General features: G+C 74.9%; 12 protein-coding genes. 2 read left to right on the forward strand and 10 right to left on the reverse strand.

From position 1 onward, the window contains the following. Positions 1–19: 19 nt before the first annotated feature. Positions 20–955: an aldo/keto reductase gene (locus HF526_RS17645; RefSeq protein ID WP_169382558.1), complete on the forward strand. Its 936-nt coding sequence runs from the start codon at positions 20–22 to the stop codon at positions 953–955. Positions 956–957: 2 nt separating this feature from the next. Here the strand turns inward: HF526_RS17645 and tsaD are convergent, their stop codons facing one another. The 10 genes from tsaD to glmS form a co-directional block, all read right to left on the reverse strand. Next, positions 958–2,004: a tRNA (adenosine(37)-N6)-threonylcarbamoyltransferase complex transferase subunit TsaD gene (tsaD, locus tag HF526_RS17650; protein WP_169382559.1), complete on the reverse strand. Its 1,047-nt coding sequence runs from the start codon at positions 2,002–2,004 to the stop codon at positions 958–960. Next, positions 2,001–2,453 carry a ribosomal protein S18-alanine N-acetyltransferase gene (gene rimI, locus HF526_RS17655; protein WP_169382575.1) on the reverse strand — a complete coding sequence of 151 codons (453 nt, stop codon included), beginning with the start codon at positions 2,451–2,453 and terminating at the stop codon, positions 2,001–2,003. The genes tsaD and rimI overlap by 4 nt, the downstream gene beginning before the upstream one ends. A gap of 20 nt (positions 2,454–2,473) precedes the next feature. Next, a complete protein-coding gene (gene tsaB, locus HF526_RS17660; protein WP_169382560.1) occupies positions 2,474–3,169 on the reverse strand; it encodes a tRNA (adenosine(37)-N6)-threonylcarbamoyltransferase complex dimerization subunit type 1 TsaB in 696 nt (231 codons plus the stop codon). 62 nt (positions 3,170–3,231) lie between these two features. Next, a complete protein-coding gene (locus tag HF526_RS17665; protein WP_169382561.1) occupies positions 3,232–3,930 on the reverse strand; it encodes an HAD-IA family hydrolase in 699 nt (232 codons plus the stop codon). Next, positions 3,927–4,427 carry a tRNA (adenosine(37)-N6)-threonylcarbamoyltransferase complex ATPase subunit type 1 TsaE gene (gene tsaE, locus HF526_RS17670; RefSeq protein WP_420821633.1) on the reverse strand — a complete coding sequence of 167 codons (501 nt, stop codon included), beginning with the start codon at positions 4,425–4,427 and terminating at the stop codon, positions 3,927–3,929. The genes HF526_RS17665 and tsaE overlap by 4 nt, the downstream gene beginning before the upstream one ends. Further along, on the reverse strand, positions 4,424–5,548 hold the full coding sequence (locus HF526_RS17675) for an alpha/beta fold hydrolase (protein ID WP_169382562.1): 1,125 nt from the start codon (positions 5,546–5,548) through the stop codon (positions 4,424–4,426). Before HF526_RS17675 ends, tsaE begins: the two co-directional genes overlap by 4 nt. Beyond that, positions 5,542–6,747 carry an alanine racemase gene (gene alr, locus HF526_RS17680; RefSeq protein WP_169382563.1) on the reverse strand — a complete coding sequence of 402 codons (1,206 nt, stop codon included), beginning with the start codon at positions 6,745–6,747 and terminating at the stop codon, positions 5,542–5,544. Before alr ends, HF526_RS17675 begins: the two co-directional genes overlap by 7 nt. Before the next feature lie 35 nt (positions 6,748–6,782). Beyond that, complete coding sequence (locus tag HF526_RS17685; RefSeq protein ID WP_169382564.1) at positions 6,783–8,261, reverse strand: NAD(P)H-hydrate epimerase; 1,479 nt, start codon at positions 8,259–8,261, stop codon at positions 6,783–6,785. A 58-nt stretch (positions 8,262–8,319) separates the two neighbouring features. Continuing rightward, positions 8,320–9,048 (reverse strand): DUF4333 domain-containing protein, encoded by a 729-nt coding sequence (locus HF526_RS17690; protein ID WP_169382565.1) that lies wholly within the window; start codon positions 9,046–9,048, stop codon positions 8,320–8,322. Positions 9,049–9,177: 129 nt separating this feature from the next. Continuing rightward, positions 9,178–11,061, reverse strand: a complete 1,884-nt coding sequence (gene glmS, locus HF526_RS17695; protein WP_169382566.1) for a glutamine--fructose-6-phosphate transaminase (isomerizing) — start codon at positions 11,059–11,061, stop codon at positions 9,178–9,180. A 49-nt stretch (positions 11,062–11,110) separates the two neighbouring features. Between glmS and HF526_RS17700 the strand changes: the two genes are divergently transcribed. Next, the coding region (locus HF526_RS17700; protein WP_338051544.1) for a dienelactone hydrolase family protein at positions 11,111–11,952 on the forward strand (842 nt) is incomplete at its 3' end.

The raw sequence follows: 11,952 nt of genomic DNA on the forward strand, positions 1-11,952 counted from the left end.
GGTCGTAGGGTCTGGGTCCATGGCGAAGATCGGATCGAGCGACCTGGACGTCTCCGCATTCTGTCTGGGTGCCAACGTGTTCGGCTGGACCGCCGACGCCGAGACCTCCCGCGCGGTGCTGGACGGCTACGTCGCGGCGGGCGGCAACTTCATCGACACCGCCGACTCCTACATGTGGCGCGCGCCCGGCAACTCCGGCGGCGAGTCCGAGACGATCATCGGCGACTGGATGGCCGAGCGCGGCAACCGCGACGACCTGGTGATCGCGACCAAGGTCGGTTCGTGGCCGGAGCAGCCGGGGCTGTCCGCGGCGAACATCAAGTCCGCCGTCGAGGGCTCGCTGCGCCGGCTGCGCACCGACCGGATCGACCTGTACTACGCCCACCGCGACGACCCCGCCACCGCCCAGGAGGAGACCCTCGACGCGTTCGACGCGCTGGTGCGCGAGGGCAAGGTGCGCGCGATCGGGGCCTCGAACTTCACCGCCGAGCGGCTGCGGTCCGCGCTGGAGATCTCCGCGCGCGACTCGCTCGCGTCCTATGTGGCGTTGCAGCCGCACTACAACCTCGTCGAGCGGGCCGAGTTCGAGACCGCGCTCGCCCCGGTGCTGGAGAGCGAGGGGCTGGCCTGCGTGCCCTACTACGCGCTGGCCAAGGGCTTCCTGACCGGGAAGTACCGGACTGGCGGCGCCGATGTGGACAGCGTGCGGGCCGAGGGCGCGCGGGCCTACCTCGACGACCGCGGCATCCGCGTGCTCGCGGTCCTGGACGAGATCGCGGCCGGGCACGGGGTCCCCGTCGCGGCGGTGGCGCTGGCCTGGCTGGCGGCGCAGCCGACGGTGGCGGCCCCGATCGCCAGCGCCCGCACCCCCGAGCAACTCGCCGACCTGCTGCCGATGCTGACCCTGCGCCTCACCGACGACGAGGTGCGCCTGCTGTCCTACGTCAGCGGTTGACGCTAGCCGACCAGGACGTCGGTGACGGGAAGCGACGAGTCGGCGGGGAGGTCCAGGGGCGAGGGCTTCGCGCCCACGGCGAGCAGGTGCGCGCCGAGCGCGGCGACCATCGCGCCGTTGTCCGTGCACAGCCCGGGCCGCGGCACCCGCAGCGTCAGCCCGGCGGCGTCGCAGCGGGACTGGGCGAGCTCGCGCAGCCGCGAGTTCGCGGCGACCCCGCCGCCGAGCAGCAGGGTCTCCATCCCGCGCTCCCGCGCGGCCCGGACGGCCTTCGCGGTGAGCACGTCGACCACGGCCTCCTGGAAGCTGGCCGCGACGTCGGCCACCGGGATCGGGGTGCCGGCGCGTTCGAGCGCCTCGACGTGCCGGGCGACCGCGGTCTTGAGCCCGGAGAAGGAGAAGTCGAACGGGGCGTCCCGGGGCCCGGTGAGCCCGCGCGGGAACGCGATCGCGGTGCCGTCGCCGTCGCGGGCGACCCGGTCGATGTGCGGGCCGCCGGGGAACGGCAGCCCGAGCAGCCGGGCGACCTTGTCGAAGGCCTCACCGGCCGCGTCGTCGATCGTGGCGCCGAGCGGCGTGACCGGGCCGGCCAGGTCGGGCACGTCGAGCAGGCTGGAGTGCCCGCCGGAGACCAGCAGCGCCAGCGCGGGCGGCAGCGGACCGTGCTGCAGCGTGTCGACGGCGACGTGCGCGGCGAGGTGGTTGACCCCGTAGAGCGGGACGTCCCACGCGGCGGCGTACGCCTTCGCCGCGGCCACCCCGATCAGCAGCGCGCCGGCCAGCCCCGGGCCGGCGGTGACGGCGACGGCGTCGACGTCGCGCGGCCGCACGCCCGCCGTGGCCATCGCACGGTGCACCGCCGGGACCATCGCCTGCAGGTGCGCCCGGGAGGCGACCTCGGGGACGACGCCACCGAAGCGGGCGTGCTCGTCGACGCTGGAGGCGATCTCGTTCGCCAGCAGCGTCGACGCCCCCGCCTCGTCGATCCGGACGAGGCCGACCCCGGTCTCGTCGCACGAGGTCTCGATGCCCAGTACGAGGCCGCTCACTGCTTCGGGTCCCTTCGCATCGTGTAGGCGTCGGCCCCGCTGGGCCGGTAGTAGCGCTTGCGCAGGCCGACGACGGTGAAACCGGCGGCCTCGTAGAGGGCCTGCGCGGCCTCGTTGTCGGTGCGCACCTCGAGGAACACCGTGGCCGCGACCGCGTCGGCCGGCTCGAGCAGCCCGCGCAGCAGCGCGCGGCCGATGCCGCAGCGCTGGTACGCGGGGTCGACGCCGATCGTGTGGATCTCGGCCTCGGCCTGCGGTGGGCCGGCCACGAACGCGAGCCCTGCGTACCCGGCGAGCTTGTCGCCGTCGCGGGCGGCGAGGTAGTGGTGCCCCGCACTGATCTCGTCGCGGAACGCGCGGGCGCTCCACGGGTCGTCGCCGGGGAAGAGCAGCTTCTCCAGCTCGGCGCACCGGTCGGCGTCCGAGCGGTACAGCGGGCCGATCGTCACCAGGCGGTCGGCACCGGGCCTCACGGGGTGCTCACCCGCTTGCGCCGTCCCGGTTCCACGGCGTCCGGGCGGCGCAGGTAGAGCGGCGCCACCGGCTCGGGCGCGGCCCCGGAGCGCAGCGCGTCCGCGGCCACGGCGACCAGCCCCGCGGGCGAGGGCGCGGCCGGGGCGAGCACCGGCAGCCCGAGCAGGTCGGCGTGCTGTTCGGCGGCCCCGCCCGCAGCGGCCACGACGGCCAGCTCGGGCAACCGCGCGACCAGCGCCGCCGGGGTCTCCACGTGCGGCCCGGTGAGCCGCCGGGCCTCGCGGTCGTACGCGGCCCAGTAGACCTCGCGGCGGCGGGCGTCGGTGAGCACCAGCAGGTTGCCGGTCGGTGACCCCGCTGCAGCCTCGACGGCGATCGCGTCCAGCGAGCACACCCCGTGCACCGGCACGTCGAGCGCGTCGCCGAGCGCGGCGGCGGTGACCATCCCGACCCGCAGCCCGGTGAACGGGCCCGGCCCGGTGCCGGTGACGATCGCGTCGACCTCGGTGAGCGCGATCCCCGCCTCGGCGCAGGCCGCCAGCACGCCGGGCATCAGCAGCTCCCCGTGCTTGCGGGCGTCATGGGCGATCCGGGCCGCGCGCACCGCGGGCGGGGCCGTCGGATCGGCGGTCAGCTCGACGACGCCCGCGGTGACCGCGGGCGTCGCAGTGTCCAGAGCCAGCACGAGCACGCCCCCGAGCCTACGAGCGCCGGTCGGCCGGTTGCCGGGCCCCCCGTCGGGAGTGCGCGAGCTCACCAGCCCGCGATCGCCTCCGGCAGGTCGGCCAGCCGCTGGATCACCGCGTCGGGTTCGACGTCGACCGGGACCTGCTGGGCGGCCGGGATGTCGCTGTGCGGCACCAGCACCGCCCGCATGCCGGCCGCCTTGGCGCCGCTGATGTCGTCGTAGGGCCGGTCGCCGACGTACACGCAGCGCGCCGGGTCGTCGATCCCGACCGCGTCCATCGCCGCCCGGAACGCCGACGCGTGCGGCTTGGTGAACGGCAGGTCGCTGCTCCAGACGTAGCCGTCGAAGTACTCGAGGACCCCGTCGCGGCGCAGCCACTCCTCGTGCCACTCGCCCGGCCACGCCGTCGAGGACAGCACGCCGAGCCGCAGCCCCCGCTCGCGCAGGGCGCCGAGCATCGGGCCGGCCTCGGGGTCGGTGTGGGTGGCCTGCACCCAGAACGCGCGGTAGGCCTCGAGCGCCTCGACGTGGTGCTCCGCGGCCGCGTCGGCGAGGACCTCGGCGAGGGTGAACGCCCGGTGCCCGTCACGCACCGCCGCCCAGCGGGCCATGTCCGCGTCGGCCAGGGCGAGCGCGACGGTCGCGGCCCGCTCGGCGTCAGCGGCGTGCAGGACCTCGGTGTAGGCCCGCCACCCGGCGTGGAAGTCCATCGTCTTCCACGGCGTCAGGGTGCCGCCCCAGTCGAAGATGACCGCCTCGATCACGGCGCCGGCTCGGTGGCGGCTCCGGCGCCGGCGTGCACCCGGTGCACGTCGGCCACCCGCACGTCGTCGGGCCGCCGGTGCAGCCGCACCAGGATGTGCCGGGCGGCGAGCCGCTCGGCCACGCCCTCGCCCCACTCCACGACCACGACCGCCTCGGCCAGGTCGGTGTCCAGGTCGAGGTCGTCGAGCTCGGCCGCGACGTCCACCCCGCCCGCCCCCAGCCGGTAGGCGTCGACATGCACCAGCGGCACCCCGGCCCCGTCCGGAAGCGGCCGGTGCTCGCGGGCGATCACGAACGTCGGCGACGTGACCGGCCCCGCGACGCCGAGCCCGCGGGCAATCCCGCGGACCAGCACCGTCTTGCCCGCGCCGAGCGGGCCGGACAGCACGACCAGATCACCGGCCCGCAGCTCGGCGGCGAGCGCGGCCCCGAGGCCCTCGGTGTCGGCGGGCTCCGGGAGTTCGATCTCGCTGTCCCACACGAGGGTGCCCGTCACGCCCGCCTCCGCAACCGGCGCACCCCACGCCCGGACCGGGCCGGCTTCATGCTGCGCCCGATCAACTCGGCCAACGCCTCGTCGATCACGGCGGGCTGCTCCAGCATCGGCAGGTGCCCGACCCCGGACAAGCGCAGCAGTTCCGCGCCGGGCAGCTCGGCGGCGATGGTCTCGCTGTGCCTGAACGGGATCACCCGGTCCGCGTCACCCGCGGCCACCAGCACCTCGCACCCGGCCAGCGCGGGCAGCGCGGCGAGCCGGTCGTGGCTGCCGAGGGTGTCGACGAAGTCGGTGAGCGCGTCCACGGCGTTGCTGCTGATCATCGTGTCGACGAGGTCGACGAGCGAGTGATCGACCGGGCGGTCGCCGTAGGCGAAGCTGCGGGTGACCGCCCAGATCAGGTCGCCGGCGGCGCGGCGCACCCCCTCGACCAGCTTGGGCTGCACCCGGGCCAGCAGCCCGACGCCGCGGGTCAGCGGGTTGTGCCGGGACAGCAGGGTGCCCGGCAGTCCCTGGCTCGCCATCTCCCCGGCCGAGGTGGAGACCAGCGCCACCCCGGCGACCCGCTGGGTGAACAGCTCCGGGCGCTGTTCGGCCAGCGCCATCAGCGTCATGCCGCCCATGGAGTGGCCGATGAGCACCAGCGGGCCCTCCGGGGCCAGCGCGCGGATCACCGCGTCGAGATCGCGGCCGAGCTGATCGAGCGTGCAGCTCTCCCGGGGCGCGCGCTCGGAGCGGCCGTGGCTGCGCTGGTCGTAGAGCACCAGCCGGACCGTGGGGTCGGCCAGCTCGGACAGGACCCGGCGCTGAAACTGCCAGGTCCGGCGGTCGAGGGCGAAGCCGTGCACGAGCACGACGGTCAGCGCGGCGCGCCCGGTGGCCGATTCGATCTCCTCGCAGGACAGCCGCACCCCGTCGTCGGCGGTGACCGAGGACGGCTCCCCCGGGGGCAGCGCCCACGGCTCGGCGGCACCGGAGGTCAGCTGCGCGGCCAGCCGGCGCCGGTCGGCCGCGATCCGGGACTGCTTGCGGGCGGCCACTCCGACGCCGACGGCGGCACCCGCGGCCCCGGCCACGCCGCCCGCGACGCCGAGGGCCTGCCAGACTCTGCGTCTCACCACGCTGCGCCGCCGTCGGCCTCGTCCGCACCGTTCACGAACGTCCGGGGCACACGACGTCCGTGCACCCCCGTCGCGACCTCGTAGTGGATGGTCCCGAGCTCGTCCGCCCAATCCTGCGCGGTCGGCTCACCGCGCTCCCCCGAACCGAACAGCACCGCCACGTCCCCCTCTCGGACGCCGTCGTCCTGACCGCAGTCGACCACGATCTGGTCCATGCACACCCGGCCGACGACCGGCCGCGACTTCCCGGCCAACCACACCCGCATCCGGCCGCGGAAGTTCAGCCTGCGCGGCACCCCGTCGGCGTAGCCGAGCGGGACCACCGCGAGCGTCGTCTCGGCCGGCGTCGTCCACTCGTGACCGTAGGACACGCCCTCCCCGGCCGGGACCCGCTTCACCAGCACCACCCGGGCGCGCAGCGTCATCGCCGGGCGCAGCGGGCTCTCCGCGGCGGGCCGGTCCAGCGGGTCGAGCCCGTAGACGGCGATGCCCGGCCGGACGAGCTCGAAGTGCAGGTCGGGGCGGGTCAGGGTGGCCGCGGAGTTGGCCAGGTGCCGCAGCGGGTGCAGCCCTCGGTCGCGGGCGACCTGCCAGGCCGCGTTCAGCCGGGCGGCCTGCCGGTCGAGGGTCGGATGGTGCGGGGCGTCGGCGTGGGCCAGGTGCGACCACACACCGACGACCTCGGCGAGGCCGTCGGCGACGGCCTTGGCGGCCTCGTCGACGAAGTCGGGCCACTCGCGGGGCTGGACGCCGTTGCGGCTCAACCCGGTGTCGATCTTCAAGTGCAGCCGAGCGGGCCGGCCCGCCCGCCGGGCCCCGTCGAGCACTGCGGCGAGATGTGCCGGCGAGGCCACCGAGAGGTCGACGTCCGCGGCGACGGCGGGGGCGAAGTCCTGCCCGGACAGGTGCAGCCAGGACAGCAGCGGCGCGGTGATGCCGGCCGCGCGCAGCTCCATCGCCTCGTCGAGGGTGCAGACGCCCAGCCAGGACGCGCCCGCGGCGAGGGCCGCGCGGGCCACCGGTACCGCGCCGTGGCCGTACCCCTCGGCCTTCACCACGGCCATGGTCTGCGCCCCGGACGCGGCCGCCGCGCCGGACAGCAGCGCCACGTTGTGGCGAATTGCGGAGAGATCGACGACCGCCTCCGCCAGCGGGCTCACGGCCCCGGCCGGCACGGTCGTTCCGGACTGCTCAACCACCCCGGCATCATCGCATCCGGCACCGACAGCCTGCCTCACCCCACGACCAGCGCCGCACCGGCGGACACGCCCCGCACGGTCCGGATCGCGTCCGGGATCGCCGCCTGCAGCGCCGACGCCGGGGCGGGTGCACCCCGCGCCGCGAGCGACGCGGCCAACCCGTGCACGTGGGCCGCGCAACCCGCCGCCCACCACGGCTCCAGCCCGGAGGCGAGCAGCTTGCCGATGATCCCGGACAGCACGTCACCGGACCCGGCCGTGGCCGGCCAGGAGTCCCGCGACGGGTGCACCAGGACGCGGCCCCCGCGATCGGCGATCACCGTCGAGTGCCCCTTGAGCAGCACGGTGACGTCCAGCTCGGCGGCCGCCCGGCGGGCCGCGCCGATCCGGTCGACGCCCACCTCCCCGGCCACCCGGGCGAACTCGCGATCGTGCGGGGTGATCACCACGGGCCGGCCCCGCACTGTCGCCCGCAGGTCGTCGTGTTTGCCCAGCAGCGTGATGGCGTCGGCGTCGACGCACAGCGGCACGTCGCGCCCGATCACCGCGGCCAGCAGGTCACGGGCGGCGTCGTCGGTGCCGATGCCCGGGCCGACCGTCCAGGACTGGGTCTGGCCGGCCGCATCGATCGTGTCGGTGACGATGGCCTCCGGCCAGCGGGCGCGCACGCGGTCCGCCGCACCGCCCGCGTAGCGCACCATGCCACTGGTGGCGAACACCGCGGCCCCGGTGGCCAGCACGCCGGCGCCCGGGTACATCGCCGAGCCGGCCGCGATCCCGCCCACGCCCTGGGTGTACTTGTCGTCGGCAGGGCCGGGGATCGGCCAGCGCCCGCCGACGTCGGGCACCTCGAGGACCTCGGCGTGCGGCGGTGGCAGCAGCGGCGCCAGCCCGATGTCGACCAGGTGCACCGGCCCGCACCGCCACGGGGCGAGCACGTGCACCGGCTTGAGCGCCCCGAAGGTGACGGTCGCGGCCGCGGCGACGGCCGGGCCGTCGACCGCGCCGGTGTCCGGGTCGACGCCGCTGGGCAGATCGACCGCGACGATCGGCACCCCCGCCTCGTCCGCGGCGGCGACGAGGGACGCGGCGGGTTCGCGCAGCGGGCCGCGCCCGGAGATGCCGACGATGCCGTCGACGACGGCATCGGCGCCCGTGACCGCGGCCCGGGCCCGGCCCGTCTCCGACGCGGCGAGCACCCGCCCGCCGGCGCGGCGCAGCGCGGCGAGCCCGTCGGGGTGGGCCCGGTCCGGGGCGAGCAGCACCGCGGTGACTCCGGCGCCGCGGCGGCTCAGATCGGCACCGGCGAACAGCGCGTCGCCGCCGTTGTTGCCCGCGCCCACCAGTAGCGCGACCCGGTGACCCGACACCCCGCCGGTGCGCTCGGCCAGCAACTCCCGGACGTGCACGGCCACCCCGAACGCGGCCCGGCGCATCAGCGCGCCCTCCGGCGTGCGGTTCAGCAGCTCCTGCTCGGTGTCACGTATCTGCCGCGCGGTCCACACACCCTTCACGCCGCCACGCTAGCGGCGCGGGCGCCGCCGCACCGGATGACGGCGCCGCGGCACGTGGTCAGGTCTTGGGCCGGAGGGAGTAGTCGACCTGACCGCCGTTCACGGCCGTGACCGCGACGTCGAGGTTCAGCGTCTCGTCCTGCGCCGCGACCGTGCAGCCCACCGTCGCCCCGACGGTCGGCGGCAGGTCCCCGGTGCACTGCGTGGACTCGATCGCGATGCCGGCCTGCTGGCCGACCTGCTGGCCGACCTTCTGCTCCAGCAGCGCCTTCGCGATCGGCCGGGCCTCGGTGCTGATGTCGAACGTGACGTCGGTCCCCTCGACCGAGGTCACCTTCGCCACCGCGTCCACCGGCTGGCCGTCGGCGTCGAACCCGCAGCGCACCGTCGCCCCGGTCTCGGCCTTCAGGCCCGACGGGCAGGTCACCGGGCCGGTGGTCACGCCGGCCTGCCCGAGCTGGTCGGCGACCTGCTTCTGCAGCGCGGCCTTGCCGACGACCGGCTTGTCGGTCTCGATGTCGTAGTGGGCCTGATCGCCCTGCAACGACGTCACGGTGGCGACCGCGGCCGTCGCCACGCCGTCGACCTGCAACGTGCAGCGGACGGACTTCCCGACCTCGGCCTTCAGGTCCTCGGGGCAGATCACGTCCTGCGCAACCATGCCCTGCTTGCCCAGCTCCGCGGAGATCGACGAAGCGACGTCGGCGCGGTCCACCGATCCCGCGCAGCCGGCGAGACCCCACACCAGCGTGACCGCGAGACCGGCGGCCGCCACGGCCCGGCCCATCCTGGACATCATTGACTTGTCCCCATCTCTCACCTCACCCGGAGCCGCAACCGGCCCCTCATGGGGACACTGATGAGGACGTCGGCTCACCGGAGGTGCGATGACACCCCGGTGACCGGTGGCCCCGACCTATTCCACTGTGACCGATTTCGCCAGGTTACGCGGCTTGTCCACGTCATAACCACGCGCCCGGGCGATCTCCGCGGCGATGACCTGCAACGGGATGGTGGAGACCAGCGGCTGCAGCAGGGTCGGCACCGCCGGCACCTCGAACAGGCGCTCGGCGAACGGGCGGACCGTGTCGTCGCCCTCCTCCGCGATGACCACGGTGTGCGCGCCACGGGCCTGGATCTCCTGGATGTTGCTCAGCAGCTTGGCGTGCAGCACCGCGCGACCCTTCGGCGAGGGCATCACCACGATCACCGGCAGACCGTCCTCGACGAGCGCGATCGGGCCGTGCTTGAGCTCGCCGGCCGCGAACGCCTCGGCGTGCATGTAGGCCAGCTCCTTGAGCTTGAGCGCGCCCTCCAGGGCGACCGGGAAGCCGACGTGGCGGCCGAGGAACAGCACCGCCTTGGAGCCGGCCAGCTCGCGACCCAGCGTGCGCGCCTCCTGCAGGTGGTCCAGCGTGCGCGCGACCGCCTCCGGCATGACCTCGAGCTCGTGGAACTCGCGGGCCACCTCGTCGGGGTACTTGGTGCCGCGGGCCTGTGCGAGGGCCAGCCCGACCAGGTAGTTCGCCGCGATCTGGCTGGTGAACGTCTTGGTCGCGGCGACCCCGATCTCGGGGCCGGCATGGGTGTAGATGACGGCGTCGGACTCACGCGGGATCTGCGCGCCGTTGGTGTTGCAGATCGCCAGCACCCGGGCCTTCTGGTCCTTCGCGTGCCGGATCGCCTCGAGGGTGTCCGCGGTCTCCCCCGACTGGGAGATCGCGACGACCAGCGTCGAGCGGTCGAGCACCGGGTCGCGGTAGCGGAACTCGCTGGCCACCTCGACCTCGACGGGCAGCCGGGTCCAGTGCTCGATCGCGTACTTGGCCAGCAGACCGGAGTGGTAGGCCGTCCCGCAGGCCACGACGAAGACCTTGTCGACGTCGCGCAGGTCCTGATCGGACAACCGCTGCTCGTCCAGCACGATCTTGTGGTCGACGAAGTGCCCGCGCAGCGTGTCGGCGATCGCGGTGGGCTGTTCCTCGATCTCCTTGAGCATGAAGTAGTCGTGGCCGCCCTTCTCGGCCGCGGCCAGGTCCCACGTCACGGTGAACGGCGCGGCCTCGACCGGCTCGCCGGCGAAGTCGGTCACCGTGTAACCGTCCCGGGTGATCGTGACGACCTGGTCCTGACCGAGCTCGACGGCGTCGCGGGTGAACTCGATGAACGCGGCGACGTCGGAGGCCAGGAACGTCTCCCCCTCGCCCAGGCCCAGCACCAGCGGCGACGACCGGCGGGCGGCGACGATCACGTCCGGCTCCGCGGCGTGCGTGACCACGAGCGTGAACGCGCCCTGCAGCCGGCGGGCGACGGTCCGCACGCTGGCGACGAGGTCGCCCTCGGTCTCGCCGGCCTGGTCGGCTCCGGTGTAGGCGAGCGCAACCAGGTGCGCGGCGGTCTCGGTGTCGGTGTCGCTGGTCAGCTCGACGCCGGCGGCCTCCAGCTCGGCCCGCAGCGGCAGGTAGTTCTCGATGATCCCGTTGTGCACCACGGCGACGTCGCCCGCGGTGCTGCGGTGCGGGTGCGCGTTGCGGTCGGTCGGGGCGCCGTGGGTGGCCCAGCGGGTGTGCCCCATCCCGGCGGTGCCGGCCAGCACATCCGGGCCGGCCGCAGCCACGTCCTGGAGCCGGGCCTCCAGGTTGGCCAGCGGCCCGGCCTTCCGCTCAACGGTCAGGCCGCCGTGGCCGTCGAGGACCGCGACACCCGCCGAGTCGTAGCCGCGGTACTCGAGCCTGCGCAGACCGCCCAGCACGACGTCCACAGCGGAGCGATGACCGACGTAACCGACGATGCCACACATGGCGCCCACAGTAGGCGCGTCCGATTCGGCAGGACTACGGTGCTCCGCTGTGACCCCGACGCGGCAGTCGACCAGGCCCTCCGCCACGAAGTCGGTCAAGGACGCGGTCGCCGAGCTCTCCCGGCCCGGCCCTCATGAGGTGCTCCGCGGAGACCTCGGGCTCGTCGGCGTACCCGGCATCGTGTTCGCGCCAGCCGAAGGGCTCGGGCTGCCCGCGGTCGCCTTCGGGCACGACTGGTTGCAGCCCCCGGCCCGCTATGCCGACCTGCTGCGGCACCTGGCGTCGTGGGGGATCGTCACCGCCGCCCCGGCCGGGCACCGCGGGGTGCTGCCCAGCCACGCCCGGTTCGCCGCCGACCTGCGCACCGCGCTGGACGTGTGCGCCGGCGTGCGGCTGGGCGAGGGCCGGATCAGCGTGGATTCCCGGCGGATGGCGGTCGCCGGGCACGGCATCGGCGGTGGCGTCGCGCTCCTCGCCGCCGCCTCGCACCCCCGGGTCTCGGCGGTCGTGACGCTGGCGCCCGCGCAGACCCGCCCGTCGGCCGTCGACGCCGCCCGCACGATCACCGCGCCGACGCTGCACATCGTGGCCGGCAAGGACACCGTCGCCCCGCCCGCCGGACACGCCGAACCGCTGGCCGCAGCCGGGAGTGGACCGGTCTGGCAACGCACCCTGCCCAAGGCCGAGCACACGTCGTTCCTGCAGGGGACGCACTGGACCGACCTGCTGCTCGCCGGCGGCCCGAACGCCAAGGTCCGCCGGCTGACCAAGGCCCTGGTCACCGGGTTCCTGCTCCATCACCTGCTGGACGAGGAGCGCACCGAGCTGCTCGTGGACGGGAAGGTCCCGGGCACCGAACTCGTCGCCCACCCGTCCCGCACCCGCACCTC

It is taken from the genome of Pseudonocardia acidicola (genome assembly GCF_012911935.1).
Classification (GTDB): domain Bacteria; phylum Actinomycetota; class Actinomycetes; order Mycobacteriales; family Pseudonocardiaceae; genus Pseudonocardia; species Pseudonocardia acidicola.

What these genes read in the sequence shown, in the direction of transcription:
- HF526_RS17645 (WP_169382558.1), top strand. Translation starts at nt 20, where the DNA reads ATGGCGAAGATCGGATCGAGCGACCTGGACGTCTCCGCATTCTGTCTG.
- HF526_RS17690 (WP_169382565.1), bottom strand. Translation starts at nt 9,048, where the DNA reads ATGGGCCGGGCCGTGGCGGCCGCCGGTCTCGCGGTCACGCTGGTGTGG.
- glmS (WP_169382566.1), bottom strand. Translation starts at nt 11,061, where the DNA reads ATGTGTGGCATCGTCGGTTACGTCGGTCATCGCTCCGCTGTGGACGTC.